This is a genomic window from Allobosea sp. Root670, assembly GCF_001429415.1.
Taxonomy (GTDB): domain Bacteria; phylum Pseudomonadota; class Alphaproteobacteria; order Rhizobiales; family Beijerinckiaceae; genus Allobosea; species Allobosea robiniae.
Genome location: NZ_LMJU01000015.1, coordinates 380,543 through 406,461 on the forward strand (window position 1 = coordinate 380,543; position 25,919 = coordinate 406,461).

Sequence of the window (25,919 nt, forward strand, 5' to 3'; positions counted from 1 at the left end):
ATCAGACCAGGCGGCTCTGGGCCTTCGCCGCCTCGATGAAGCTGGCGAAGAGCGGATGCGGCTCGAAGGGACGCGATTTCAGCTCGGGATGGTACTGCACGCCGATGAACCAGGGATGGTCGGGATACTCGACCGTCTCGGGCAACAGGCCGTCGGGCGACAAGCCGGCGAAGCGCATGCCCTTCGCCTCGAGCTGCTCGCGATAGCCCATGTTGACTTCGTAGCGGTGGCGGTGGCGCTCGGAGATTTCGGTCGAGCCGTAGATCTCGGCGATCTTCGAGCCGGCTGCCAGCGTCGAGGCATAGGCGCCGAGCCGCATGGTGCCGCCGAGATTGCCGTTGGCCGCGCGCTGCTCCAGCTCGTTGCCGCGCATCCACTCGGTCATCAGGCCGACGACGGGCTGCTCGGTCGGGCCGAACTCGGTCGAATTGGCATCCGTGATGCCGGCTAGCGAACGCGCCGCCTCGATCACCGCCATCTGCATGCCGAAGCAGATGCCGAAATAGGGCACCTTGCGGTTGCGCGCGAAGGTCGCCGCCTTGATCTTGCCCTCGGCGCCGCGATGGCCGAAGCCGCCGGGCACGAGGATGCCGTGGACATGTTCGAGGAAGGGCGCCGGGTCCTCCTTCTCGAAGACCTCCGACTCGATCCAGTCGAGATTGACCTTTACATTGTTGGCGATGCCGCCATGTGTCAGCGCCTCGATGAGGGACTTATAGGCGTCCTTCATGCCGGTATATTTGCCGACGACGGCGATGGTGACCTCGCCCTCAGGGTTCTTCACGCGCTCGGAAATGCGCTTCCAGTTGGTGACGTCTGGCTCGGGCTTGGCATCCATGCCGAAGGCGGCGAGGACTTCGTTATCGAGCCCCTCGGCATGGTAGGAGAGCGGCACGTCATAGATCGAGGCGACGTCGCGGGCCTCGATGACCGCGGTCTCCCTGACATTGCAGAACAGCGCGAGCTTGCGGCGCTCCTCGCGCGGGATCTCGCGGTCGGTGCGGCAGAGCAGGATGTCGGGCTGGATGCCGATCGAGCGCAATTCGGCGACCGAATGCTGGGTCGGCTTGGTCTTCAATTCGCCGGCGGTCGGGATATAGGGCAGCAGCGTCAGGTGCACGAAGATGCACTGGCCGCGCGGGAGCTGCTGGTTGGTCTGGCGGATGGCTTCCAGGAACGGCAGGCTCTCGATGTCGCCGACGGTGCCGCCGATCTCGACCAGCGTGAAGTCGTAGCCCTCGTTGCCGGTCAGGATGAATTCCTTGATGGCGTTGGTGACGTGCGGCACGACCTGGATCGTGGCGCCGAGATAGTCGCCGCGGCGCTCCTTGGTCAGGATGTCCATGTAGATGCGGCCGGTGGTGATGTTGTCACCCCGGTTGCAGGGCCGGCCGGTGAAGCGCTCGTAATGGCCGAGGTCGAGATCGGTCTCGGCGCCGTCGTCGGTGACGAAGACCTCACCATGCTGATACGGGCTCATCGTGCCCGGATCGACATTGAGGTAGGGGTCGAGCTTGCGCAGGCGGACCGTGTGGCCGCGTGCCTGGAGAAGGGCTGCGAGAGCCGCCGCCGCCAGGCCTTTGCCAAGCGAGGACACCACGCCGCCGGTGATGAAAACATACCGCGTCATGGGAGGACACCTCTATCGCCACGGGTTCGATTCGCTAAGCGCCAGCAGAGCAGTCCCGCCTTGCTCTGCGCGCTTGTCCACAAAAAGAGAAGGCCGGTCACCCGGCCTTGAGCCTTCTGCATCACACAAAAGAGAAGGGCCGGTTTCCCGGCCCTGCCCTGGTTACTGCTGCGGCGCCGCTGGCGGCGTCGGCGGCTGTGCGCCGCCCTGATTCTGGTTCTGCATCTGGCGGAGCTGGTCGAGCACGCCGCCGGCATTCGGGGCGCTCGGGCCGGCCGGCGCGCCGGGCGTGGCCGGAGCGGAGGTCGCAGGCGCGCCGTCGATGATCGAGCGCTGGACGCGGCCGCGCGTGGCCATCACGGCCAGAACGACCGAGGTCAGGAAGAACAGGCCGGCGAGGATCGCGGTCGCGCGGGTCAGGGCATTGGCCTGGCCGCGGCCGGTCATGAAGCCGCCGACGCCGCCTCCCCCGCCCGAGCCCATGCCGAGGCCGCCGCCTTCGGAGCGCTGCAGCAGCACGACGCCGACGAGCGCGACGACGATGATCAGGTGGATGACGATGAGAACGTTCTGCATGGTCTCACGAAATGGGCATGGCGCGGGCCGCCGCCAAGGGCCACCCGCTCCTCCTCGAAAATCGAGGCGAATTCGGCGCGGCACATAACATGCGCCAGCCGGCAGCGCCACCCCTGCGCGCCGGCCGATTTACAGGAATGCTCAACCGGCACAGGCCCGGGCGATCGCCAGGAACTCCTCGGCCTTGAGACTGGCGCCGCCGACGAGCGCGCCATCGACATGCGGGACACCCATCAATTCGGCGGCATTCGAGGGCTTGACCGAGCCGCCATAGAGCAGGCGGACGCCCGCAGCCGCCTGCTTGCCGAGCAGCCGGCCGAGCTCGATGCGGATCGCTTCATGCATCTCGGCAACATCGGCCGCGGTCGGCGTGAGACCGGTGCCGATCGCCCAGACCGGCTCATAAGCGACGACGAGCGTCGCGGCAGTGGCGCCGTCCGGCACGGAGCCGCGCAATTGCTTCTTCACGATGGCGAGCGCCTTGCCGGCCTCGCGCTCGTCCTTGGTCTCGCCGACGCAGACGATCGGCACCAGCAGCGCCTTCTGCGCGGCTTCAGCCTTGGCCTTGACCGTCGCATTGGTCTCGCCATGCAGCGTGCGGCGCTCGGAGTGGCCAACGATGCAGAAGCTCGCGCCGGCATCGGCCAGCATCGCGGCGGAAACCTCGCCGGTGAAGGCGCCGGCCCCTTGCGTGCTGCAATCCTGCCCGCCGGTGGCGATGCGCGAGCCGATCAGCGCGGCGGTCGCGGCGAAGAGCAGGCTGGCGGGCGGGCAGATCGCGAGGTCGACGGCCGGCTTCAACGCCGCGTCGTAGCCCCTGGCCACCTCGGCCGCGATGGCGAGGTCGGCCTTCAGCCCGTTCATCTTCCAGTTGCCTGCCACCAGCGGCTTGATGCTGCGCGTCACGTCCATCCTCCTGAAATCAGCTCTTTCGGCTCTAGCAACGCCCGGCCGGCGCCGCAATCGCGTGCAAAGCCGCAGGACGATTGCGGCTTTCGCCATCGGTTCCTATAAGCAGCGCCGAGAATTGCGCGCGCGGGCCCGCTCCCGCGCCACGGACAGGTTCAGGGAAAGACAGCTTCGATGATGATGCAGGGCATCCGCAAGGCGGGTCAGGGCTTATTTGGGAAGCTCGTCATCGCGATCATGTTCGGCTTCCTCATCATCTCCTTCGCGATCTGGGGCGTGGGCGACATCTTCCGCGGCTACGGCCGCAACGAGGTCGCCAAGGTCGGCAAGACCGAGATCGGCCTCGAGGAGATGCGCACGGCCTATCAGAACGAGATCCAGAACCTGATCCGCCAGCAGCGCCGGCAGATCTCGCCCGAGATGGCGCGTGCGGCCGGCCTCGATCGGCAGGTGCTGTCGCGCCTGCTCACCGAAGCGACGCTCGACCAGACGGCTCGGGGCATGCGGCTGGCGGTGTCCGACGACACCATCCGCAACCTGATCTTCGACGACCAGACCTTCCGCGACGCCGCCGGCCAGTTCTCCGCGGCGCGCTTCAACGAGTTGCTGCGCACGAACGGCTATACCGAGCAGAGCTATGTCGCGCTCCAGCGTTCGACGATCCTGCGCCAGCAGATCTCGGAGATGGTCGTGGGCGGCTTCTCCGCCCCGCTCGCACTGCAGGAAGTCGGCAATCGCCTGCGCAACGAGAAGCGCGCCATCACCTTCGCCCGCATGCCGGCGAGCGCGGCCGGCGAGATCGCGGCACCGAGCGAGGACCAGCTCAAGAGCTTCTTCAACGATCGCAAGATCGCGTTCCGCGCGCCGGAATACCGCACGGCCGCCATCCTTTCGATCACTGCCGAGACGCTGGCCGACCCGACCAAGGTCACCGACGAGGAAGCCAAGGCCCGCTACGAGGCGACGAAGGCCCAGCGCTTCGCCTCGGTCGAGACGCGCACCGTCCAGCAGATCCCGTTCCCGAACATCGAGGAGGCGCAGGCTGCCAAGGCCAAGATCGACGGCGGCGAGACCTTCGACGAGATCGCGACCGAGCGGAACGTCGCCTTCAACGACCTGACGCTGGGCACCTTCACCCGCGAGCAGATGATCGACCCTGCCGTAGGCGAGGCCGCCTTCGCGCTCGATCAAGGCGGCGTGAGCGCTCCGGTCAAGGGCGCTTTCGGCACGGTGCTGCTGCGCGTCACCAAGGTCGATGCTGCGCATGTGCGCCCGTTCGAAGAGGTCGTGGCCGAGGTGAAGCAGGAGCTGGCGACGACCCGCGCCGCTGCCCAAGTGACCGATCTGCATGACAAGATCGAGGACCAGCGCGCCTCCGCCAAGCCGCTTGCCGAGATCGCCACGGAGCTCAATCTCAAGCTGCGCACTGCTGGGCCGATGAATGCCGGCCTCGGCAAGCCCGACGGCTCGCGCGAAGAGGCGCTGCCGGGCGGCGATCCCACGCTGCAGGCGATCTTCCGCTCGGATGTCGGCGTCGACAACGAGGCGATTCGCCTGCCCCGCGACACCGGCTATGTCTGGTTCGACGTCACCAAGATCGATCCGGCGCGTGAGCGCAGCTTCGACGAGGTCAAGGCCGAGGTCGAGACGCAGTGGCGCGCCGACGAGACGGCGACGAAGCTCTCGGCCAAGGCGCGCGAACTCGTCGAGCGCCTCGACAAGGGCGAGAGCTTCGACGCGGTCGCGGCCTCGGCCGGGCTGACCATCGAGACTGCTGCCGATCTCGGCCGGCAGGACCAGCGCCCGGAACTGCCGGGCACGGTCGTCGCCCAGGTCTTCGGCACGACCGCCGGCAAGAGCAATTCCGCCGCCGGCACCGATGGCGGGCGCATCCTGTTCAAGGTCGATTCGGCGACCGTCGCGCCTTATGTCCGCACGACGCAGGAGGCCGGGAATTTCGAGCGGCTGCTGTCGTCCAGCGTCAGCGAGGACATCCTGCTGCAATATGTCGCGAAGCGGCAGGCCGAGCTCGGCGTCAGCATCAATGATGCGGCGTTCCGCAACGCGACCGGTGGGACGCAGAATTGACGATGCAGCCTCTCCAGGAGTTCGAGCGCTTCGCGCAGACCTACGAGACCGGCGCACCGCAGCTTCTGCGGCAGGTGCTGGTCGGCGATTGCGAGACGCCGGTCGCCGCCTTCCTGAAGCTGCGCCACGCCACGGCGGGCCCGGCCTTCCTGCTCGAATCGGTCGAGGGCGGCGCCGTGCGCGGCCGCTACTCGATGATCGGGCTCGAACCCGACCTGATCTGGCGCTGCCATCACGGGCAGGCCTCGCTCTGCCGCACGGCTCTGGGCGAGACCTTCCTGGACGATCCGCGCCCGGCCTTCGAGAGCCTGCGCGCGCTTCTGGAAGAGAGCGCCATCCCGGAGGCCGAGGGCCTGCCGCCGATGGCGTCGGGCGTGTTCGGCTATCTCGGCTACGACATGGTCCGATTGATGGAACGCCTGCCGGAGCCGAAGGAGACCGGCACCGGCGTGCCCGATGCGATCCTGACGCGGCCGACGCTGATGGTGGTGTTCGATGCGGTGCGCGACGAGATCCATGTCGTGACCCCGGTCCGGCACATGCCGGGGCTCAGTGCCCGCCACGCCTATGAGCGGGCGCAGGAGCGGCTGGAGGCCGTGGTGAAGGCGCTGGAAGGTGCCCTCCCCGCCGAAGCGGAGATCGACATCGCCAACCTGCCGGTCCCGGCGACCACCTCGAACACCAGCGAGGCCGAATATCTGGAGATGGTCGACAAGGCGAAGGAGTACATCCGCGCCGGCGACATCTTCCAGGTCGTGCTGTCGCAGCGCTTCGAGGCGCCTTTCGCCCTGCCGCCCTTCGCGCTCTACCGGGCGCTCCGGCGGGTCAATCCGGCGCCGTTCCTCTGCTATCTCGATTTCTGCGACTTCCAGATCGTCTGCTCGAGCCCGGAGATCCTGGTGCGGCTGCGCGACGACACGGTCACGATCCGGCCGATCGCCGGCACGCGGCGGCGCGGTGCAACTCAGGCCGAAGACGATGCCCTGGCCGAGGAGTTGCTGGCCGACCCCAAGGAGCGCGCCGAGCACCTGATGCTGCTCGATCTCGGACGCAACGATGTCGGCCGCGTCGCGCAGATCGGCACGGTGAAGGTCACCGATTCGTTCTTCATCGAGCGCTACAGCCAGGTCATGCACATCGTCTCGAACGTCGAGGGCAAGATCGACCCGAAGCACGATTCGTTGGGCGCCCTGATCGCCGGCTTCCCGGCCGGTACGGTGTCGGGCGCGCCGAAGGTCCGGGCGATGGAGATCATCGACGAGCTGGAGCGCGACGCGCGCGGCGCCTATGCCGGCTGCATCGGCTATTTCGGCGCCAATGGCGAGATGGATACCTGCATCGTGCTGCGCACGGCGGTGGTCAAGGACGGGCGCATGCATGTCCAGGCCGGCGCCGGCATCGTCTACGATTCGAACCCGGCCTCCGAGCAGGAAGAATGCATCAACAAGGCCAAGGCCCTGTTCCGCGCCGCCGAGGAGGCGATCCGCTTCGCCGCCCGCACCGGGCGCGGCCAGTAAGCTTCGGCGCCATCATCCCAAAAGTAAAACGCCCCGCCGGTCCGGCGGGGCGTTTTACGTTTCAGGGCTGCTCGTTCAGTGACCCTTGCCAGGCGTCGACGTCATCCGGTCGACCCAGGCGATGCCGATGGCCGACAGGATGAAGACGACATGGATCAGCGTCTGCAGCAGGACGCCGGACTCGGTATAGTTCGCGGTCTTGCCGGCGATGCCGATATTGCCGGCCTCGATGAAGGTCCTGAGCAGGTGGATCGACGAGATGCCGATGATCGCCATGGCGAGCTTGATCTTGAGGATGCTCGCATTGACGTGGCTCAGCCATTCCGGCTGGTCGGGATGGCCCTCGAGCCGCAGCCGCGAGACGAAGGTCTCGTAGCCTCCGACGATCACCATGATCAGCAGGTTCGAGATCATCACCACGTCGATCAGCCCGAGCACGACCAGCATGATCTGCTGCTCGCTGAAGTCGAAGGCATGGGTGACGAGATGCCAGAGCTCCTTGAGGAACAGGAAGACGTAGACGCATTGCGCCACGATGAGGCCGATATAGAGCGGCAATTGCAGCCAGCGTGAGCTGAAGATCAGCGCTGGCAGCGGCTTCATGGGGCCAAGCGCGGTAGACTGGGCGGATGGGTCGCGCGGTTGCGCCATTGTGGGTTCCGATCCTTCGGGCAGATGTCCGTGTGCAGTGCAACGCTAGATGGCGAGGAAATTCGGCCCGCGCAAGCAGCCCCGCGTTGCTTTTTGGGGCAAAAACGACGGGATCGGGACGGCCCATTTATGCCCGGATTGACTGCTAGCTTCCCTTGCGGTCACCGGACCGCTACATTCGAATCCAAACGGGGGAACATGCGGAGTTCCGCTCGCCTGGTATCGCAGAGGAGTTTCGTCATGATCAGGACGCTCGCCGTCGCTGCCGCCCTTGCCGGTGGCACCTTACTCGCCCTTCCTGCATCGGCCGCGCCTCTCGCTCCCGCTACGTCCGCCGTCGCCACGGCGCAGGCCGGCAGCGATCTCGTCCAGACCGTGCAATGGCGCCGCTACGGCTACGGCCCGCGCTATTACGGTGGCTATCGCCGCGGCCCGGCCGTGGGCGCCGGTATCGCGGCCGGCATCATCGGGGGCGCGCTCGCTGCCGGTGCGCTGGCAGCCCCGCCCCCGCCGGTCTATTACGAGCCGGAGCCGGTCTATGTCGCGCCGCCGGTGGTCTATGCCCCACCCGTACCGCGCGCCTATGGCTACAGCATCGAGGATACGGACGCGGTCGCCTACTGCTCGCGCCGCTTCAAGAGCTACAACCCGGAGACCGGGACCTATATCGCCGCGCGCGGCGTCGTTCGCGCCTGCCCCTGACAGCAGGCGACAGCGTGATCGCAGACAAGAACTCCCCGCAGCGATGCGGGGAGTTTTTTGTTTGCGGTCGAAACCGGCTTGCCATGACGGCGACCGTGCCGCTTATCCTGCGGCTCGTCTTGAATCGGAGCGTCTCGTGCGGATCGCCACCTGGAACGTCAATTCGGTCAGGCAGCGCCTCGGCCATCTCCTCGACTTCCTGAAGGAGGCTGAGCCCGATGCGCTCTGCCTGCAGGAGATCAAATGCGTGGACGCCGATTTCCCGCGCGCCGAGATCGAGGCCGCCGGCTGGCAAGTCGAGACCCACGGGCAGAAGACCTTCAATGGCGTCGCGATCCTCAGCCGCTCGCGGCTGGAGGATGTCCGGCGCGGCCTGCCGGGCGACGATGGCGACGAGCAGGCGCGCTATCTCGAGGGCGCTCTGCCGCTCGGCGATGGCGTGGTCCGCGTCGCCTCGATCTACCTGCCGAACGGCAACCCGCCCAACACCGAGAAATATCCCTACAAGCTCGGCTGGATGCAGAGGCTGACCGCCCATGCCCGCATGCTGCTGGAGCATGAGGAGCCGCTGGTGCTGGCGGGCGACTACAACGTCATCCCCGAGCCGCGCGACGCCCGCGATCCCGCTGCCTGGGTGAGCGATGCGTTGTTCCTGCCACCGACGCGTGCCGCCTTCCGCGGGCTCATCAATCTCGGTTTGACCGAAGCCCTGCGCAGCACGACCGATGCGCCCGGACTCTATACGTTCTGGGATTACCAGGCCGGCGCCTGGCAGCGGAACAATGGTATCCGCATCGACCATCTGCTGCTCTCAGCCCAGGCGGCGGACAGGCTGTCGGGCGTCAGGATCGCCAAGCATGTCCGGGGCTGGGACAAGCCCTCGGACCATGTCCCGGTGATGATCGAATTGCACTGAGGGCAGCAACCGGACGTCATGCCCGGGCTTGAGTCCTAAGCATCTCAGGACGGAGAGGCGCCTCATCGTGCAAGAGCTTCTCGGGTCTGCGCTTCGCTTCGCCCGAGAATGACAGTATTTCTGCTCAGTTCTGGACGGCGTTGCCGTTGCGCGAATTGACCAGATGCTGGCGCTCGATCAGGGCCAGAGCCGCCGAGCGGTCACTCGCCGAGGCGGCCGCGAAAGCCACGTCGTGCCGCTCGATGATCCAGGCCTCGCGGGTCGGATCGGCGCCCTCGCGGGCCATGGCGAGCCACATCAGCCCGAGAACCGGCTGGCGGGGCACGCCCTCGCCGCCGCGCAGCAGCATTTCGCCGAAGGCGGCACGGGCGGGCGCGTGGCCCTTCTCGGCCGCGAGCTTCATCCAGCGGGCGGCCTGACGACGATCGCGGCTGGCGCCCTGCCCGGTCATGTAGAGGCGGGCGAGATTGTACTGGCCATCCGGGTCGCCGAAATAGGAGGCGGCGTAATGGAACATGTCGAAGGCACGGTCGGGATTGGGCTTCACATAGCTGCCCTTAATGCCGTCCGAGAAGTAATTGCCGAGCGCGACGAAGGCGCTGCCGACGAGCCGGGCGTCGGCCGTACCGGGCATCGCATCGGCATTCTCGTCCGCAATCTTCGAGAAATACTCGAAAGCCTTGAGATCATTGGCCGGGACGCCCTCGCCGCCGGCATACATCCGGCCGAGCTTGTACTGCGCCGTGAGATGGCCCTGCGAGGCCGCGTATTCGAGCGCGCGGACGGCACCGACCTTGTTGCCGGCCGTGGAATCGCGCATCCAGGCCTTGAGTGCGTCGCGTGCGCTGGTGAAGGGCACGAGCGGCAGCGCGGTATGGGCGGTCGGCGTATTGGGGCCGGGAGCGATGGCCGCAGCGTCCGAGCCGCCGGGCACGGAATCGTCAGGCTCCGGCAGCGCCCCGCCCGGAATGGCGCGCGGCGGCAGCGGCTTGGCGCCTGAGAAATCCTGCGCCAGGGCGGCCTGATGGCCACCCAGCAACAGGAACAGGCATGCTATGGTTGAGCTAGATATCCGCATAGCAATGGGTTTCGGCCGCCCCTCCTGGGTGGGTGACGGCGCCGCCTTTGGCGGAGCCGACGGTCTGCGCGTATTTCCACAGCGCGCCGGAATTGTAGTCGGTCTTTCGCGGCGCCCAGCTTTTACGACGCGACTCAAGTTCGGCATCAGAAAGGCGGACTGCGAGCTTTCCTGTGATGGCGTCGAGCTCGATGATGTCGCCGTCGCGGATCAGGCCGATCGGGCCGCCGACAGCGGCTTCAGGCCCGACATGGCCGACGCAGAAGCCGCGTGTGGCGCCGGAGAAGCGGCCATCGGTGATCAGCGCGACCTTGTCGCCCATGCCCTGGCCGTAGAGTGCCGCGGTGGTCGACAGCATCTCGCGCATGCCGGGGCCGCCCTTGGGGCCCTCGTAGCGGATGACGAGGACGTCGCCTTCCTTGTAGGTCCGGTTCCGGACGGCCTCGAAGGCGTCCTCCTCGCGGTCGAAGCAGCGGGCCGGGCCGGTGAAGACGAGCTGATCCTCGGGCATGCCGGCGATCTTCACGATCGCGCCTTCCGGCGCCAGATTGCCCTGCAGGCCGACGACGCCGCCGGTGACCGTGATCGGCTTGTCGGCGCGATAGACCACGTCCTGCTGGTCGTTCCACTTCACCGAGGCCATATTCTCGGCGATGGTGCGGCCGGTGACGGTCATGCAGTCGCCGTGGAGATAGCCGGCATCGAGCAGGCTCTTCATTACCAACGGAATGCCGCCGACCTCGAACATGTCCTTGGCGACGTATTTTCCGCCCGGTTTCAGGTCGGCGATATAGGGCGTCTTCTTGAAGATCTCGGCGACCTCGAACAGGTCGAAATCGATGCCGCATTCATGCGCGATCGCCGGCAGGTGCAGCGCGCCGTTGGTCGAACCGCCGGTCGCGGCGACGACCATCGCGGCGTTCTCCAGCGCCTTGCGGGTGACGATATCGCGCGGGCGGATATTCTTCGCGATCAGCTCCATCACCATCTCGCCGGCGGTGTAGCAGAAGGTGTCGCGGACATCGTAGGGCGCCGGCGCGCCGCAGCTATAGGGCAGCGCAAGGCCGATCGCCTCGGCGACCGTCGCCATGGTGTTGGCGGTGAACTGGGCGCCGCAGGAGCCGGCCGAGGGGCAGGCAGCCTCCTCGAGCTCCTTCAGGTCCTCGTCGGACATCGCGCCGACCGAATGCTTGCCGACCGCCTCGAAGACGTCCTGCACGGTCACGGGGCGGCCCTTGAAGGTGCCGGGCAGGATCGAGCCGCCATAGATGAAGATCGAGGGCACGTTGAGGCGCACCATCGCCATCATCATGCCGGGCAGCGACTTGTCGCAGCCGGCGAGGCCGACGAGCGCATCGTAGCAATGGCCGCGCATGGTCAGTTCGACGGAGTCGGCGATGACCTCGCGCGAGGCCAGCGACGACTTCATGCCCTGGTGGCCCATGGCGATGCCATCGGTGACGGTGATGGTGCAGAATTCACGCGGCGTGCCGCTGGCGGAGGCGACGCCCTTCTTCACGGCCTGGGCCTGGCGCATCAGCGAGATGTTGCAGGGGGCCGCCTCGTTCCAGCAGGAGGCGACGCCGACGAAGGGCTGCGCGATCTGCTTCGCGGTCATGCCCATCGCGTAATAATAGGAGCGGTGCGGGGCCTTGGCCGGGCCGACGCTCACATGGCGGCTCGGCAGCCTCGACTTGTCGTACACACGCCCGTCCATCGCCACTCGCCCTGTCCCCCGATCAGCACGGCGCGAAGATGTGCCACGCCACGCCTACCGGGAGCAATCGCGCCCCCGAAAACCCGAAAACCGTCCGGAACCGTTCAAGGACCGGCGCGTTACTCCCGATTTCGATATATCTCAGGCACTTAACGCAGCGTTTTGCTGGGCTTCGTTTGTGGCGGCTTCGCGGCGATTGTGGAGGTCGCTGGGGTGCCGGGCACCGTTCCCGTCCGGGTGTTGCGCCGATGTCACAAAGTTCAGGGCGGCGGGGTGACGTAACGGCTGCTTACAGCACCATCGGCAGCACGAAGAAGCCGCCGACGATGACCACGACAAGGGCCAGCGCCGTCATCGGCAGGTGCTTCTCGATGAAGATGCGGATGTCGTCGCCATAGAAGCGCAAGGCCACCGCGATCATCAGGAAGAAGGTCGCGCGCGAGACGACCATGCCGATGGTGAACTTCCACAGGTCGAAATGCAGGAAGCCGGACATGATCGTGACGATCTTGAACGGGATCGGCGTCAGGCCCTTGGTCACGAGCACCCAGAACCAGTAGTCCTGCGAGGTCGCGATCAGGGTAGCGGCCTTGTCCTGCAGCCCGTAGATGCCGATCAGCCAGGCGCCGACCGACTCGTAAAGCAGCGCCCCGATGGCATAGCCGAGATAGCCGCCGAGCACGGCGCCCAGCGAGCAGATGCCGGCATAAAACCAGGCCCGGTCCGGCCGGGCGATGCACATTGGAATCAGCAGCGGAATCGGCGGCAGCGGGCTGAACGAGCTTTCAATGAAGGTGAGGCCGAAGAGCAGCCAGGGGGCCGCGGGATGGGAGGCGTAGGAAACGCACCAGTCATAGGCTCGCTTGAGCATGGGTTCTGAACAGCCGGTCCTTGTGCCGTCACACATTCTGCATGACGGGTTTGCGTCGGGCGCATCTAAGCGGGGTCCGCATGGGAATGCGAGTCCTCTCTTGGATCAGCGTCAATTTGACGACACGGGCGTGACCGGAATGCGATACCCCGGGTCAGGCCAGCCGCGTCAGCGCCTCCGCGACCTTGAGCTTGCGGGCCTCGGCCGCAGCCTTGCGCTCGCGATTCTCCTCGACGATCTCGTCCGGCGCGCGGGCCATGAAATCGGGGTTGCCGAGCTTCTTCTCGACGACTGCGATGTCCTGGTCGAGCTTGGCGAGCTCCTTGGTCAGGCGCGTACGCTCGGCATCGAGGTCGATCAGCCCGGCCAGCGGCAGTGCCGCGACCTCGCCGCGCACGATGATCTGGGCCGACTGGCCCGGCGCCGCCGCCTCGAAGGCGATGTCGGAGACGCGCGCCAGCCGTTCGATCATCGGCCGCCAGCTTTCGATCGCCGCGCGCGTCGCAGCCGAGGCATTGACGAGAACGAGCGGTGCCTGCGTGCCGGCCGGAACGTTCACTTCCGAACGCACCGAGCGAATGTCCGAGATCAGGTCGACGACGAAGCCGATTTCGGCTTCTGCCGCGGCGTCCTTGAGGGCCGAGAGGTCGGACCAGCGGGTCAGGCAGACCAGCGAGGCGTCGCCCTCCGCAAGCTTGCGCGGTGCGCCGGCCTCGGCCTTCTGCGCCCAGAGCTCCTCGGTGAGGAACGGCATGAACGGATGCAGGAGCTGGCAGATCAGGTCGATGACATAAGCCACCGTCGCCTGCGTCTCGGCCCGGGCGGCGGCATCGACGCCCTCGCCCTGCAGCACGGGCTTGGCAAGCTCAAGGTACCAGTCGCAGAACTGGTTCCAGACGAAGCGATAGGCCGCGCCCGCCGCCTCGTTGAACCTGAAGCTCGGGATGCCGGCCGCGATCTCCTCGGCCGCCTGCGCGGCTTCGCTGAGGATCCAGCGGTTGAGCGGCTGCTTGACGGATGCCGGGTCGAAGCCTTCGGCTCGCGCGCAGCCATTGAGCTCGGCGAAGCGCGCGGCGTTCCAGATCTTGGTCGCGAAGTTGCGATAGCCCTCGACGCGCTGCGTGCTGAGCTTGATGTCGCGGCCCTGCGCCGCCATCGCCGCGAAGGTAAAGCGCAGCGCGTCCGCTCCATAGGTGTCGACGAGCGTCAGCGGGTCGATGACGTTGCCCTTCGACTTCGACATCTTCGCGCCCTTCTCGTCGCGAACCATCGCGTGAAGGTAGACGTCGCGGAACGGCACCTCGTCCATGAAGTTGAGGCCCATCATCATCATCCGGGCGACCCAGAAGAAGATGATGTCGAAGCCCGTGACGAGCGTCGCCGTCGGATAGTAGCGCTTCAGCTCGGGGGTCTCTTCCGGCCAGCCCAGGGTCGAAAACGGCCAGAGCGCCGAAGAGAACCAGGTGTCGAGCACGTCCTCGTCACGCTTCAGCGCGACGGTGTCGCCGTAATGCGCCATCGCCAGCGTCTGTGCCTCTGCTTCCGACTCGGCGACGAAGACCTCGCCGTCCGGCCCGAACCAGGCCGGGATCTGGTGGCCCCACCAGAGCTGGCGCGAGACGCACCAGGGCTCGATATTCTCCAGCCAGTCGTAATAGATCTTCGTCCAGTTCTCCGGCGTGATCTTGGTGCGGCCGTCACGGACCGCCTTGATCGAACGCTCGGCCAGCGGTTTGACGTCGACATACCACTGGTCGGTCAGCCAGGGCTCGATGACGACGTCGGAACGGTCGCCATGCGGCACGGTGTGGGCGTGCGGCTCGACCTTCGCGAGCAGGCCGCGTGCGGCCATCATCTCGACGACGCGGCGGCGCGCGGCGAAGCGATCGGCACCGTCGAGGGCCATCGTCTCGGCTTCAGGCGTCGCACCGGCCAGGAACTCCTCGTTCCCGGCGAGGAGGATACGCGCCTCGCCATCGAGGATGTTGACGACGTCGAGCTGGTGGCGCTTGCCGACCTCGAAATCGTTGAAATCATGCGCCGGCGTGATCTTGACCGCGCCGGTGCCCTTCTCGGGATCGGCATAGTCGTCGCCGAAGATCGGGATGACGCGGCCGACAAGCGGCAGCACGGCGTTGCGGCCGATCAGGTGACCGATCGTCTCGTTCTCGGGATGAACCGCGACGCCGGTATCGCCCAGCATCGTCTCGGGGCGCGTCGTTGCGACCGTGATGAAGGTCGAAGCGTCGTCCGCATCGTAGGCCACGCCTTCGAGCGGGTAGTTGAAATAATAGAGATGGCCGTTCGGGTCGCGATTGAGCACCTTGTCGAGCTTGGCTGCGTCGAAAGCCTCCTCGCCGCCGCGCTGCCATTTGAACGAGCCGTTCTTCTCGAGTTGCAGCACCTCGATGTCGGAGATCGCCGTCTGGAATTTCGGATCCCAGTTCACCAGCCGCTTGGCGCGGTAGACCAGCCCCTGCTTGTGCAGGCCGACGAAGACCTTGAGGACGGCGGCCGAGAGCCCCTCGTCCATGGTGAAGCGCTCGCGCGACCAGTCGCAGGAGGCGCCGAGCCGGCGAAGCTGATTGAAGATCGTGCCGCCCGACTCCGCCTTCCACTTCCAGACCTCGGCGAGGAAGGCCTCGCGGCCCATGCTGCGCCGGTCGGTGCGGTTCTCGGCGGCGAGCTTGCGCTCGACCACCATCTGCGTCGCGATGCCGGCATGGTCGGTGCCGGGCTGCCAGAGCACGTCCTTGCCGCGCATGCGCTCGAAGCGGCAGAGCACGTCCTGCAGCGTGTTGTTGAGCGCGTGGCCCATATGCAGCGAACCGGTGACGTTCGGCGGCGGGATCACGATGCAATAGGGCTCGGCACCGGGTGCCGCCCCCCTGCCCGCCTTGAAGGCCTGCGCCTCGTCCCAGGCCTTGCTGATCCGGGCCTCGACGGCGGCCGGTTCGAAAGTCTTGTCCATCATCGCATCGCTCGAACGCAGAAAGGCCGGGGAACCTGCCCCGGCCGGAAAATCATGGGCCAAAAAGGTCTCGCGCCTTAAGAACCCATGCACGGGCCGCGCGTCAACGTTTTCGATGATACGCGGCCATTCTGCACGGACCTCAGGCGAGGTTCGACTGCAGGAACCAGAGCGACTTGTCGAGCATGCGGGAATAGGCGGTCAGGATATCGGCGGTATCGGCATCGCCGGCCTCGTCGCAGGCGTCGATCGCCTCGCGGACCTTGTTGGCGGTAGCGGCATAGCGCTCGATCAGCGCCGCGAGATGGTCCGGAACGGCGACGATCTCGGTCGGATAGGGCTTGAGCGAGGTCGACTGGGCCGTGGTCTGCGTCGTGCCGAAAGCGATGCCGCCAAGCTGGGCGATGCGTTCGGCGACCGTGTCGACATGGGTGTCGAGCTCGGCGCGGAAACCATCGAGCATCAGGTGGATGCCGATGAACCCCGGGCCCTTCAGGTTCCAGTGTGCCTGCTTCGTCAGCAGCGACAGGTCGATGCCGTCAGCGAGGCGCTCGTTGAGCAGGCCGATGACCTTGGTCTTGGTGTTCGAGGCCAGGTCGATCCGGCTGGATTTGACCACCCTTCCCGTCGTCGCGCTCTTCGGTGTGCTACGCGGCGCGGCTTTGGCTGCGGTCTTGGCCATGGCAAACCCCCATATCGAGAAGGACTATCGGAGCGACGTTGTGACGTCGGCGCGGGGCCGATGCCGGCGCGCCCTTCCTCATACGCGCGAAACGCCGAGTGGTTCCGCTTGGCTCGCGGCCTTTGCGACGGAACCAGCCGCGCCGCGCCCCGTTGGACCAAGCAGCAGCCAACGACAGCCAGCAGGGAGAGCGACATGCCTCACCACAGCGACCAGATACGGGTCTGGGACCTGATCGATTCGATCAAGTTCGCGATGCTCGTGACCCATGACGGTCAGGGCGATGAATTGCGTGCCAGGCCGATGCACGCCCATGGCGAACGCGCGGATGATGCGATCTATTTCCTGACCGACCGCCGCCACCACAAGGACGACGAGATCCAGATCAACGACAATGTCTGCGTCGCCTTCGCCGATACCGATAGCCAGCGCTATCTCTCGGTGACGGGCACCGCGACCGTGCTCGACGACCGCCAGCGCGTGCATGACCTCTGGGATGCGAGCAACCGGGCGTTCTGGGACGACGAGAACGACCCGAACATCCGGGTGCTGCGCGTCCGGCCGAGCATGGCGGAATTCTGGGACAGCCCCGGCAAGATCGTCACCAGCGTCAAGATGGCTGCGGCCGCCCTGACCGGCGCCAAGCCTGACCTCGGCGAAAACCGCAAGGTTCCCCTTTGACCCCCGCAACGACGAGCAGGATGCGATGATGAAACTCTTGGTCCATGCCCTCGGGGCCTGGTTTGCCGTCGAAGCGGCTTCCGGCCGCTACCCCCGCCCGGTCGCCGTCGGCCTGACCATGCTGGTCTCGCGGCTGGGCGCGCCGGCGACAGCCTTCGCCATGCTCGGCTACGGATTGCTGCGGCTGCAGGAGGCTGGCGCTTTCGAGCGGAGACGCGCGCCGACACGGCGTCGACGGGCGGCCAGCGGGAACTGAGCAGGTTCGACCGAAGCGCGGCTCCCGCGTTTCGGTTCGACTGGCTTAACTTCGGCCGCCTCGCGCGACGCGCTCGATCTCGGCGCGCACCAGTCGCTCGACCATGGTCGGCAGGTTGTCGTCGAGCCAGGTCTTCAGCATCGGCTTCAGCATGTCCTTGACCAGATCCTCCAACGTCCGCGCATTGTTGCTGAGCACGGTGTTGGCGAGCTGGCCGAAGGCATTGGTCACGACGAAGCTGGCCTGATCCGACAGCAGGCTCGCCATGTCGGGGACTGGCGTGGAAGCGGGCTCCGGCCGTGCTTCGGGCTGAACTAGAGCCGGCTGCGGCTCGATGGCAGGGGCCGGCGGTTCCGGAGGCAGGGCCGCGGCGGGCTCCTCCTCGATGAAGGCGATATCGGCATCGTCGGGGAGTGCGGCCGGCGCGGGCTCCGGTGCTGCGACCAGGGCTGCCTCGGCTCCGAGATCGAGAACATCGTCGTCGATCGCCGCAACCGGCTCGGGCTCCGGCGCCACGTCCACCTGCGGCGCTGCAGCCTCATCGGCCGGCTTCGCCTCATCGTCCGAAATGATCCGGCGGATGGAGGCAAGGATCTCCTCCATCGACGGTTCGCTGGGCTTGGCTTGCGCGCTCATGAGTCTAACCGTTGGACACCGGGCGCGCCGACAGAATCAACGCTGCTCCACGAGCGCAGTATTCCACGGTGTTGCTGTCAGACAAGGCGCCAACCGGCTCTCCCACAGGAGAAATCCGCCCTGTTGCCCGAATACGCCGTGGTGTGAGGCTGTGCCGCCGGGGCTCAGCGACCGTCGGGCGTCTGCGTGCCCCAGAGCTTGCCCTGGACCTGCTCGTAATGCTGGCGGGCGTCGTAGACCTCGGCCTTGAGCTTGAGGGACTGGGCGGAGAGCTTGCCGACGGCAGACAGCACCGCATAGGACGCAACGACGCGGTCGCGCTGCGCGACGACGAGGCTCGAACGTGCGCTCACCAGTTCCTGCTGGGCGTTGAGGACGTCGAGCGTGGTGCGCTGGCCGACCTTCGCCTCCTCGCGGACACCGGACAAGGCGGTGGAGGCCGCCTCGACTTGTGCCTGGGCGGCGACGATCTGGGCCTTGGCCGCTTCATGCCCGCCCCAGGCGGAGACGACCGCGGCGCGCACGGTGTCGCGCTGGGTATCGACCTCGATCCGGCGCTGGCCCGCCGTTTCCTTGGCCTGGCGCGTCCGGGCATAGACCTGGCCACCCTCGTAGATCGGGATCGTCAGCGTGCCGACGATGCTGGCCGAGAAGCGATTGTCGCCGGAGAACTGGGTATCGTAGCGCTGCTGGACCACGCCGCGCACGCCGACCACCGGATAGAGATCCGCCTCGGTAACCTTGACCTGGAGCTCGGCGGCATCGACGCCGTGAAGCGAGGCGATGATGGCCGGATGGTTCGACAGGGCCTGATTCAGCGCAGCCGGCAAGGATTTCGGCAAGAGCCTTTCGACCGGGCGCCCCGGAGCGAGCGAGCGCGGCTCGGTGCCGACATTCTGCCGAAAGCGGGCCACCGAGGTCTTCAGGTTCGATTCGGCGAGAATCGCCTGGGACCGCGCTGAGGACAGGCGGGCTTCCGCCTGCGCCACGTCGGTGCGCGTCACTTCGCCGACCTGAAAGCGGTCGCGCGTCTGGCGCAGCTGCTCTTCAAGAACCTCGACGTTATTGCGGTTGAGATTGAGGATCGCCGTGTCGCGCAGCACGTTCATATAGGACGTCGCCGCATCGAGCAGCACGTTCTGCTCAGTGTTGCGCAGCGTGGCGCGAGCGCCGAGAACCTGCGATTCGGACTGGCCGACGGCGCTGCGGGTCCTGCCGGAATCGAAGATGTTCTGGTCGATCTGCACGCCGGCGCCGCGCGGCCCGAGGCGGGATACGTTGTTGGTATGGACCGGCGAGGTGCTGGCGAAGGCCGGAATTCCCGATTCCGTGATGCTGGCACCGATATCGGCCGAGGCCGTGATTCGCGGGCGATAGCCCGCCTTCGCCTGCGGCACGTTCTCGTCGGTCGCGCGGACCGAGGCGCGCTGCGCGTTGAGCGTGGGATTGGCGGAATAGGCCCGCGCGAGCGCGGCTTCCATCGTCTGAGCCGAAACCGGCCCCACCCAGCCGCCCGCCAACGCCAGGGCGAAGACGGCGGAGAGTCCGAACCGGGAAGTCTTTTCGTCGCTTTTATACACGTGGACGCCTCATGTGCGCACTGAAAGTCGCGCCCAGGCATCGCCCCAGCCTCGGCAGAGTTGCAATTCATAACCGTTTCGGCGCCTTCCGCCAACGGATTGGGCGGCTCCGGAATGGTTTCGTTCGTGCAGTGCCGCAAAAATGCGACACCAATCGCTTCAGAAAACGAAGGCCGCCGGACGACGGAACTCCGACAGGACCGGCGCCGCCGCGTCGAAAACCGGCCTGCCGGAGACGGCGTCGCTGGACTTCAGATAGAGCATGACCCGCGCGGCGCGGCCCAGGCCCTCGACTACGATGAGCCGGCCTTCCGGCCGCAGCAGCGGGAAAAGCGCCTCGGGCACGATTTCGCAGGCCCCGCTGACGAGGATGGTGTCGAAGCTGGCATCGCCGGGCTGCGTAGCTGTGACCGTCACGCCGGCGGCGCCCGCGCGAACAAGCGCCGCTTCCGCCAAGGCGCGTGCCGGCGCGTCGGGCTCCCAGAGCGTGGCCCTGGCGCCCATATGGGCCATCAATGCCGCCCCGTAGCCGGAACCGCCGGCGTATTCGAGCGCGTCTTCGCCCGGCTGCGGATCGAGCAGCTGGATCATCCGCACGGCGACCATCGGGGTCATCAGCGCCCGGCCGGTGCCCGGCAGCGGAATCGCCTGATCGAGATAGGCGAGATGGGCGAGGTTCTCGGGAGCGAACGCTTCGCGCGGCACCGAATCCGCAGCCGCCAGCGCGGCCCGGTCGGTGATGTCATAGGTGCGCAGCTGGCAATCGACCATATTGCGGCGCAGCGAGGTAAAATCGTCCATGCCCGAACTCTCCGTCCACGACGCCGGTGCTGCAAGGGGCGACCGCTGCTGTGAAGCCGCATCGAACCGGTGCAGCGATCGCGCCGTTCTTCGGCAGCTTTCTGTTCGAGGCTCGCGCAAAAGGCAAGCGCCGGCTGACAGCAGGCTGCTTCTGCCGTTCAGCAAGTACGAACCGTCGATGTCAGGAGGAGGCTGGCTCCCGGAGCAGGATTCGAACCTGCGACCAATCGATTAACAGTCGATTGCTCTACCGCTGAGCTATCCGGGAACAACGTGGCGGCGTCTTAGCGGCGCGATCGGGATAGTGCAACCCCCTTGCGAGCCGACCCGGCAGATTTGTCGCCGCTGCTGTGGAAGTTGCGATGCCGGGTTGCGGCGGCGCACGGCTTGTGGTTAGTGCGCTCTCGCTGAAGCGGCCGTGGCCGTTTTGGCCGGAAGGCCTCGTGGCGGAGTGGTTACGCAGAGGACTGCAAATCCTTGCACCCCGGTTCGATTCCGGGCGAGGCCTCCAAAGATCTCAAGCGCTGATATGATTGCGCTTTTCTCCTTTTGATCGCTGCTGTGGCGTTCCGGTTTCCGGCGGCGATGCGGATCTGCGCCTGCGGAGCCCATTTGCGCATCCCGATGATGTCCCTGCGGATTTTCGCATGGTGCCCGGCAGCGGCGGCTGGCCGGGCAAGGGTCCGGTAGCCCGGTTGAGCCCGATCGACGGGATCGGTGGCACCCTCTCCCTCTCAGCGCGCCGTGGAGGAAGGCTGGAACAAATCCGGTGCGACCCGCTCCGGAAATGTCAGCGACGACACCGCGACGATCACCGTCAGGCCGATGACGGCCAGCCAGAGCCAAAAATCCAAAGGCGGTTTTTTCGGATCAGTCATCATGAAAGGGACGCCCGAGCAGGCTTCGGGTTCCCGATTTCAAGCAGCGAAGGTCGCCGTCGCGGTTTTTGGGAGCTCGTCAGTCCTTTCGGGCGGCATCGGCCGACGAAGCCGAAGCGGCATTCTGCGGGCCCTCTCCTGGCTTCGGACCCGATCCATGCTTGATCGCCAGCGTGAGAATCGTCCGGCCGATCGCCTCCGGCAGGTTGGCGTCCAGCATCACCCGCAGGCGACCGGCCCCTGCCTCGGCGGCCGAGACTTCGAATGCCGCAGGCTTGTGCCGCGGCGGCGTCCGCGGGCGGCGCGCGCTGAACAGGGTATCCAGCCTCCGGCCGATTTCTCCGAGCTCGAGATCGAGACCGGCTTCCTCCAATGCATCCATCGTCTCAACAGCCGTCCATCGGGAGCCATCGTTCAGGCTGTGATTCGCCTTAAGAACTTCATTTACAGATCGTTAAAATTTGAGTTAGTGGCAGCTGCCCGTCCGGGGCGGAGTAGCGTCATGTTCGAAGCCATTCTGATAGCGGTCCTCATGGCCGGAACCGCAGGCGTATCCTGGCTGGTCGCCGATATCCTGCATCTGCCGCTGGAAATCTGAGCGACGATAACAGATTCGGCAGAAGCCGGCCCGTTTTCGAAGCCCCGCGAGCCATCGCTTCCAAAAATCTTTCCTCTTGTCCGGTCCCGCTCCGCTTCGGCCGCGTTGATCGGGGATTGCGGCCTGCGTGGCCGTGCCGGGGATGAGGAATGATGACCGGGCGCACCCTTCACTGGTTCCGAAACGATCTGAGGCTGGCGGACAACCCGGCCCTTCTCGCCGCCGTAGAGGGCGGGCCGAATTTATGCCTCTACATTCTCGATACAGGTCCTGATCGCCGCCCGATCGGCGGCGCCTCGCGCTGGTGGCTGTCGCGCTCGCTCGATGCGCTTGGCGAAGCACTCGCACGGAGGCACGGGCGGCTCGTGCTGATGAAAGGCGATCCAGCCGAACTGCTGCCGCGCGTTGCGGCAGAGGCAGGGATCAACCGGGTCACCTGGAACCGCCGCTACGAGGCGAAGGAGATCGCACTCGACAGCCGGCTCAAGGAGGCCTTGTCCGGAAACGGCATCGATGTCAGCAGCTTCAACAGCCATCTGCTCAACGAGCCCTGGCAGGTGACCACCTCGACCGGGCAGCCGATGAAGGTGTTCACGCCTTACTGGCGTGCTGCCCGCCAGAAGGGCGAGCCGGCTGCTCCGATCGCCGCTCCCGCGCGAATCCCTGCATTCTCCCTGCCCGATTCGATCGAGGCGCTGACGGTCTCGCTTGATGATCTTGGGCTCGCCCCCCGGAAGCCGGACTGGGCCGGCGGTCTGCGGGCCGCCTGGACACCAGGAGAATCGGGCGCCGCGGCGCGTCTCGACGATTTTCTCGGCAGCGGGCTTTCAGGCTACGCCGAAGACCGCGACCGGCCGGACCGGGCCGCGACGTCGCGTCTGTCACCGCATCTGCATTTCGGCGAAATCGGCCCGCGGCAGGTCTGGCATGCTCTGCACCACGCCCGCGCCACCGGCGAAGCCGCAGGATCGGAGCGCGATGCCGAGAAATTCCTGTCCGAGATCGGCTGGCGCGAGTTTTCCCACCACCTGCTCTTCCACAATCCCGATCTCGCGACCCGAAATTACGATTCGCGCTTCGACGCCTTCCCCTGGCAGCCCGACGACAAGGCGCTAAGCCGCTGGCAGCGCGGGCAGACCGGCATTCCGCTCGTCGATGCCGGCATGCGCGAGCTCTGGACGACCGGCTGGATGCATAACCGCGTGCGAATGGTCGTCGCCTCCTTCCTGATCAAGCATCTGCTGCAGGACTGGCGGGCGGGCGAAGCCTGGTTCTGGGACACGCTGGTCGATGCCGATGCGGCCAACAACGCCGCGAGCTGGCAATGGGTCGCAGGTTCCGGCGCCGACGCCTCGCCCTATTTCCGGATCTTCAACCCGGTCACGCAGGGAGAAACCCACGACCCGCGCGCGGCTTACGTCCGCCAATGGGTGCCGGAGCTGGCAGGGCTTTCCGATGGGGATATCCACCAGCCCTGGAAGGCTTCGGAGAAAACCCTGCGCGAGGCTGGCGTTCGAATCGGTGATACCTACCCTGCCCCGCTCGTCGATCTCGCCTTCGGACGCCAGCGCGCGCTCGACGCCTTCGCGACGATCCGCGGTCGCTGACCGGTTCAGCCGCTGCGCTCGGCGAAGCGGGACATCAGCGCGAAATAGACGGGGTAAGGCAGGAGACGCGCGACCTTCAGGATCCAGGCAAGGCGGCGCGGCACGGTGACCTCGAAGCCGCCGCGCTCGAAACCATCGACGATTCGCCTTGCCCCGTCCTCCACCGTCAGCAGGAAGGGCATCGGGAAACGGCGGCCCTCCGTCATCGGGGTCTCGATGAAGCCGGGATTGACCAGTTGCAGCCGGATGCCGGCCGCCTCGCAGTCGAAACGCATCGATTCGCAGAAATAGATCGCCCCCGCCTTCGCCGCGCCATAAGCGGCCGCACCCGGCAGGCCGCGATAGCCGACCAGCGAGGCATTGACCGCGATCTGCCCCCTGCCCCGCGCGACCATGCGCGGCTGAACGGCGAAGAAGCTCTTGGCGACGCCGAGCAGGTTGACGCCCACCACCTTCTCGACCGTCTCGACATCGATCGCCCTGCCCTGGCCCGACGCGATGCCGGCATTCAGGAAGGCCAGCGCGATCGGCCCATGGATGCTCTCGATCGCGTCACTGACATTCCGCATGCCCTGCGCGTCGGTCACGTCGCCGGCATGGGCGACGATACGGCCCGGCAGGTTCTCGGCGCTGCGGGCGAGGCGCTCAAGCACTTCCAGACGCCGGGCGGTGACGGCAACCGTCCAGCCCCGTGCCGCCAGCTCGAGCGCAACCGCGGCGCCGATGCCGGAACTGGCACCGGTGATCCAGGCGATGCCGTCCTGCGGCTTCATGCGGGGCAAGGCCATGACAGCTCCGGGTTGGCGGGACAGTCATCTAGGCATCGAATCATCAGACCGAAAGCCATGCGGCCGAAATCATCCCCGCTATCCCGCCAACGCGGTGGCATGGCTGGCTCAATCGGTGCAGTCTGCGCCGGAAGGGCGCTCCGCGCCGCCAGCGAAATGACGAGATCATGCCGACCGAACTTCTCTTTCGACAGGATGCCTATCTCAGGGAAACGCCTGCGACGGTCGAGGCCGTCAACGAACGCGGCGGCATCATCCTCGACCGGACCAATTTCTACGCGACCGGCGGCGGCCAGCCGGGCGATGCCGGGCATCTGCGCCGCAATGACGGCAGCCAGATCGCCATCGCCACCACGATCTACGATCCCGAGGACAAGAGCCGGGTCATCCATGTCCCGGCCGAAGGGCAGGCCCTGCCTGCGCCCGGCGAGGCGGTGATGGTCGTGCTCGACTGGGAGCGCCGCTTCAAGCGGATGCGCATCCATACTGCGTTGCATCTGCTCAGCGTCGTTCTGTCCTTTCCGGTCACCGGCGGCTCGATCGGGGATGGCGACGGCAGGCTCGACTTCGACATTCCCGAAGGCGGGCTCGACAAGGCCGAAATCAGCGAGAAGCTCAATGCGCTCGTCGCACGCCATGCCGATGTGACCGAGCGCTGGATCACCGACGAGGAGCTCGACGCCAATCCGGGTCTCGTCAAGACGATGTCGGTGAAGCCGCCGCGCGGGTCGGGCCGGGTCCGGCTCGTCGCCATCGGCGATATCGACCTGCAGCCCTGCGGCGGCACCCATGTCCGCAACACCGCCGAGATCGGCGCGGTCGCGGTCACCGATATCGAGAAGAAGGGCAAGCAGAACCGGCGCGTCCGGATCGCGCTGGCCTGAGATCACCAAAGCTGATGCCCAGAGGATACGACTATGGCCCGTGAAGACGTCTTCGTTTCGACCGAGTGGCTGGCCGAGCGCCTGAATGCGCCCGATATCGTCGTGGTCGATGCCTCCTGGTACCTGCCGGCGCAGAAGCGCGACGGCGCGGCCGAATATGCCCAGCGTCGCATTCCGGGCGCGGTCCATTTCGATATCGACAAGATCAAGGATACCCGCTCGTCCCTGCCCCATATGCTGCCCTCGGCGCCCGAATTCGCGGCGGCGGTCGGCGCGCTCGGCATCGGCGACGGCATGCGCATCGTCGTCTATGACGGGCTCGGCTTCTTCTCGGCGCCGCGCGTGCGCTGGACCTTCAAGGTCTTCGGCGCGCGCGATGTGGTCATCCTGGACGGCGGTTTTCCGAAATGGCTCGCCGAAGGCCGGCCGGTCGAGGAAGATCGTCCGAAGGCGCGCCAGCCCCGCAGCTTCACCGCAAGGCTCGACAACGGCGCCGTCGCCGATGCCGATGACGTGGCCCGCGCCACCGCCTCGCAGGCGATCCAGGTGGTCGATGCCCGCGCAGCCGACCGTTTCCGTGGCGAGGCTGCGGAGCCCCGGCCTGGCCTGGCCTCCGGCCATATTCCCGGCTCGCTCAACCTGCCGTCATCGCAGCTCACCACCGATGGCCGGCTGAAGTCCCCGGAAGAGATCGTCGCGCTGTTCAAGGATGCCGGCGTCGATCTCGACAAGCCTTCGATCATGACCTGCGGTTCGGGCGTCTCGGCCGTGATCTTGTCGACGGCGCTCGAGACCGTCGGCAAGCCGGCCAAGGCGATCTATGATGGCTCGTGGTCCGAATGGGGCATGGGCGAGCGGCCGGTCGCGACCGGACCGGCGCAGCAGGGCTGAGCGGGAGGCAT

At 66.6% G+C, this 25,919-nt stretch carries 24 protein-coding genes and 2 tRNA genes; 11 read left to right on the forward strand and 15 right to left on the reverse strand.

The genetic code is table 11. The features are described from left to right. Window position 1: 1 nt before the first annotated feature. The 3 genes from ASE61_RS14225 to tpiA all read right to left on the reverse strand — a co-directional run bounded on the left by ASE61_RS14225 (window position 2) and on the right by tpiA (window position 3,112). A complete protein-coding gene (locus tag ASE61_RS14225) occupies window positions 2-1,630 on the reverse strand; it encodes a CTP synthase (RefSeq protein WP_061967911.1) in 1,629 nt (542 codons plus the stop codon). 162 nt (window positions 1,631-1,792) lie between these two features. Continuing rightward, on the reverse strand, window positions 1,793-2,206 hold the full coding sequence (gene secG, locus ASE61_RS14230) for a preprotein translocase subunit SecG (protein ID WP_061967913.1): 414 nt from the start codon (window positions 2,204-2,206) through the stop codon (window positions 1,793-1,795). 141 nt (window positions 2,207-2,347) lie between these two features. Then, a complete protein-coding gene (gene tpiA / locus ASE61_RS14235) occupies window positions 2,348-3,112 on the reverse strand; it encodes a triose-phosphate isomerase (RefSeq protein WP_061968323.1) in 765 nt (254 codons plus the stop codon). 177 nt (window positions 3,113-3,289) lie between these two features. Here tpiA and ASE61_RS14240 point away from each other — a divergent pair, with 177 nt between their 5' ends. Further along, window positions 3,290-5,203, forward strand: coding sequence for a peptidylprolyl isomerase (locus ASE61_RS14240; RefSeq protein ID WP_061967915.1), 1,914 nt, complete (start codon window positions 3,290-3,292; stop codon window positions 5,201-5,203). Window positions 5,204-5,205: 2 nt separating this feature from the next. Further along, window positions 5,206-6,720, forward strand: coding sequence for an anthranilate synthase component I (gene trpE, locus ASE61_RS14245; protein ID WP_061967917.1), 1,515 nt, complete (start codon window positions 5,206-5,208; stop codon window positions 6,718-6,720). 75 nt (window positions 6,721-6,795) lie between these two features. On the opposite strand, the gene ASE61_RS14250 is transcribed toward trpE, so the two are convergent. Beyond that, complete coding sequence (locus tag ASE61_RS14250; RefSeq protein ID WP_244492838.1) at window positions 6,796-7,323, reverse strand: TIGR00645 family protein; 528 nt, start codon at window positions 7,321-7,323, stop codon at window positions 6,796-6,798. A gap of 288 nt (window positions 7,324-7,611) precedes the next feature. On the opposite strand from ASE61_RS14250, the gene ASE61_RS14255 reads away from it, so the two are divergent. Beyond that, a complete protein-coding gene (locus ASE61_RS14255) occupies window positions 7,612-8,073 on the forward strand; it encodes a BA14K family protein (protein WP_061967920.1) in 462 nt (153 codons plus the stop codon). Between the two features lie 136 nt (window positions 8,074-8,209). Further along, entirely contained in the window at window positions 8,210-8,989 is a 780-nt protein-coding gene (gene xth, locus ASE61_RS14260; RefSeq protein WP_061967922.1) for an exodeoxyribonuclease III, read from the forward strand. A gap of 124 nt (window positions 8,990-9,113) precedes the next feature. On the opposite strand, the gene ASE61_RS14265 is transcribed toward xth, so the two are convergent. The 5 genes from ASE61_RS14265 to dps form a co-directional block, all read right to left on the reverse strand. Next, complete coding sequence (locus tag ASE61_RS14265) at window positions 9,114-10,028, reverse strand: tetratricopeptide repeat protein (protein ID WP_061967924.1); 915 nt, start codon at window positions 10,026-10,028, stop codon at window positions 9,114-9,116. A 25-nt stretch (window positions 10,029-10,053) separates the two neighbouring features. After that, complete coding sequence (gene ilvD / locus ASE61_RS14270) at window positions 10,054-11,784, reverse strand: dihydroxy-acid dehydratase (protein WP_061967925.1); 1,731 nt, start codon at window positions 11,782-11,784, stop codon at window positions 10,054-10,056. A 289-nt stretch (window positions 11,785-12,073) separates the two neighbouring features. After that, window positions 12,074-12,655, reverse strand: coding sequence for a YqaA family protein (locus tag ASE61_RS14275; protein ID WP_061967927.1), 582 nt, complete (start codon window positions 12,653-12,655; stop codon window positions 12,074-12,076). A gap of 154 nt (window positions 12,656-12,809) precedes the next feature. After that, window positions 12,810-15,629 carry a valine--tRNA ligase gene (locus ASE61_RS14280; RefSeq protein ID WP_061968324.1) on the reverse strand — a complete coding sequence of 940 codons (2,820 nt, stop codon included), beginning with the start codon at window positions 15,627-15,629 and terminating at the stop codon, window positions 12,810-12,812. A 139-nt stretch (window positions 15,630-15,768) separates the two neighbouring features. Beyond that, window positions 15,769-16,308 carry a DNA starvation/stationary phase protection protein Dps gene (gene dps / locus ASE61_RS14285; protein ID WP_061967928.1) on the reverse strand — a complete coding sequence of 180 codons (540 nt, stop codon included), beginning with the start codon at window positions 16,306-16,308 and terminating at the stop codon, window positions 15,769-15,771. Window positions 16,309-16,503: 195 nt separating this feature from the next. Between dps and ASE61_RS14290 the strand changes: the two genes are divergently transcribed. Continuing rightward, on the forward strand, window positions 16,504-16,989 hold the full coding sequence (locus ASE61_RS14290; protein WP_061967930.1) for a pyridoxamine 5'-phosphate oxidase family protein: 486 nt from the start codon (window positions 16,504-16,506) through the stop codon (window positions 16,987-16,989). A 28-nt stretch (window positions 16,990-17,017) separates the two neighbouring features. Continuing rightward, complete coding sequence (locus ASE61_RS14295; RefSeq protein WP_113585417.1) at window positions 17,018-17,245, forward strand: hypothetical protein; 228 nt, start codon at window positions 17,018-17,020, stop codon at window positions 17,243-17,245. A 45-nt stretch (window positions 17,246-17,290) separates the two neighbouring features. Here ASE61_RS14295 and ASE61_RS27500 read toward each other — a convergent pair whose 3' ends face one another. The 4 genes from ASE61_RS27500 to ASE61_RS14315 all read right to left on the reverse strand — a co-directional run bounded on the left by ASE61_RS27500 (window position 17,291) and on the right by ASE61_RS14315 (window position 20,530). Next, window positions 17,291-17,881, reverse strand: a complete 591-nt coding sequence (locus tag ASE61_RS27500; protein WP_320409876.1) for a PopZ family protein — start codon at window positions 17,879-17,881, stop codon at window positions 17,291-17,293. Between the two features lie 164 nt (window positions 17,882-18,045). After that, window positions 18,046-19,461 (reverse strand): TolC family outer membrane protein, encoded by a 1,416-nt coding sequence (locus ASE61_RS14305; RefSeq protein ID WP_061967935.1) that lies wholly within the window; start codon window positions 19,459-19,461, stop codon window positions 18,046-18,048. A gap of 159 nt (window positions 19,462-19,620) precedes the next feature. Next, window positions 19,621-20,262, reverse strand: coding sequence for a protein-L-isoaspartate O-methyltransferase family protein (locus ASE61_RS14310; protein WP_061967937.1), 642 nt, complete (start codon window positions 20,260-20,262; stop codon window positions 19,621-19,623). A 193-nt stretch (window positions 20,263-20,455) separates the two neighbouring features. Further along, window positions 20,456-20,530 (reverse strand) — tRNA-Asn (locus ASE61_RS14315). 169 nt (window positions 20,531-20,699) lie between these two features. On the opposite strand from ASE61_RS14315, the gene ASE61_RS14320 reads away from it, so the two are divergent. After that, window positions 20,700-20,773 (forward strand) — tRNA-Cys (locus tag ASE61_RS14320). A 223-nt stretch (window positions 20,774-20,996) separates the two neighbouring features. On the opposite strand, the gene ASE61_RS26515 is transcribed toward ASE61_RS14320, so the two are convergent. Then, window positions 20,997-21,143, reverse strand: coding sequence for a hypothetical protein (locus ASE61_RS26515; protein ID WP_156407100.1), 147 nt, complete (start codon window positions 21,141-21,143; stop codon window positions 20,997-20,999). 154 nt (window positions 21,144-21,297) lie between these two features. Between ASE61_RS26515 and ASE61_RS26520 the strand changes: the two genes are divergently transcribed. Then, window positions 21,298-21,738, forward strand: coding sequence for a hypothetical protein (locus ASE61_RS26520; RefSeq protein ID WP_156407101.1), 441 nt, complete (start codon window positions 21,298-21,300; stop codon window positions 21,736-21,738). 152 nt (window positions 21,739-21,890) lie between these two features. Continuing rightward, window positions 21,891-23,345, forward strand: a complete 1,455-nt coding sequence (locus tag ASE61_RS14330; protein ID WP_061968326.1) for a cryptochrome/photolyase family protein — start codon at window positions 21,891-21,893, stop codon at window positions 23,343-23,345. Window positions 23,346-23,350: 5 nt separating this feature from the next. On the opposite strand, the gene ASE61_RS14335 is transcribed toward ASE61_RS14330, so the two are convergent. After that, window positions 23,351-24,133: an SDR family NAD(P)-dependent oxidoreductase gene (locus tag ASE61_RS14335; protein ID WP_061967941.1), complete on the reverse strand. Its 783-nt coding sequence runs from the start codon at window positions 24,131-24,133 to the stop codon at window positions 23,351-23,353. Window positions 24,134-24,300: 167 nt separating this feature from the next. On the opposite strand from ASE61_RS14335, the gene ASE61_RS14340 reads away from it, so the two are divergent. Together ASE61_RS14340 and sseA are read left to right on the forward strand one after the other, a co-directional pair. Next, window positions 24,301-25,017 carry an alanyl-tRNA editing protein gene (locus ASE61_RS14340; protein WP_061967943.1) on the forward strand — a complete coding sequence of 239 codons (717 nt, stop codon included), beginning with the start codon at window positions 24,301-24,303 and terminating at the stop codon, window positions 25,015-25,017. 33 nt (window positions 25,018-25,050) lie between these two features. After that, entirely contained in the window at window positions 25,051-25,908 is an 858-nt protein-coding gene (sseA, locus tag ASE61_RS14345) for a 3-mercaptopyruvate sulfurtransferase (RefSeq protein WP_061967944.1), read from the forward strand. Window positions 25,909-25,919 lie beyond the last annotated feature (11 nt).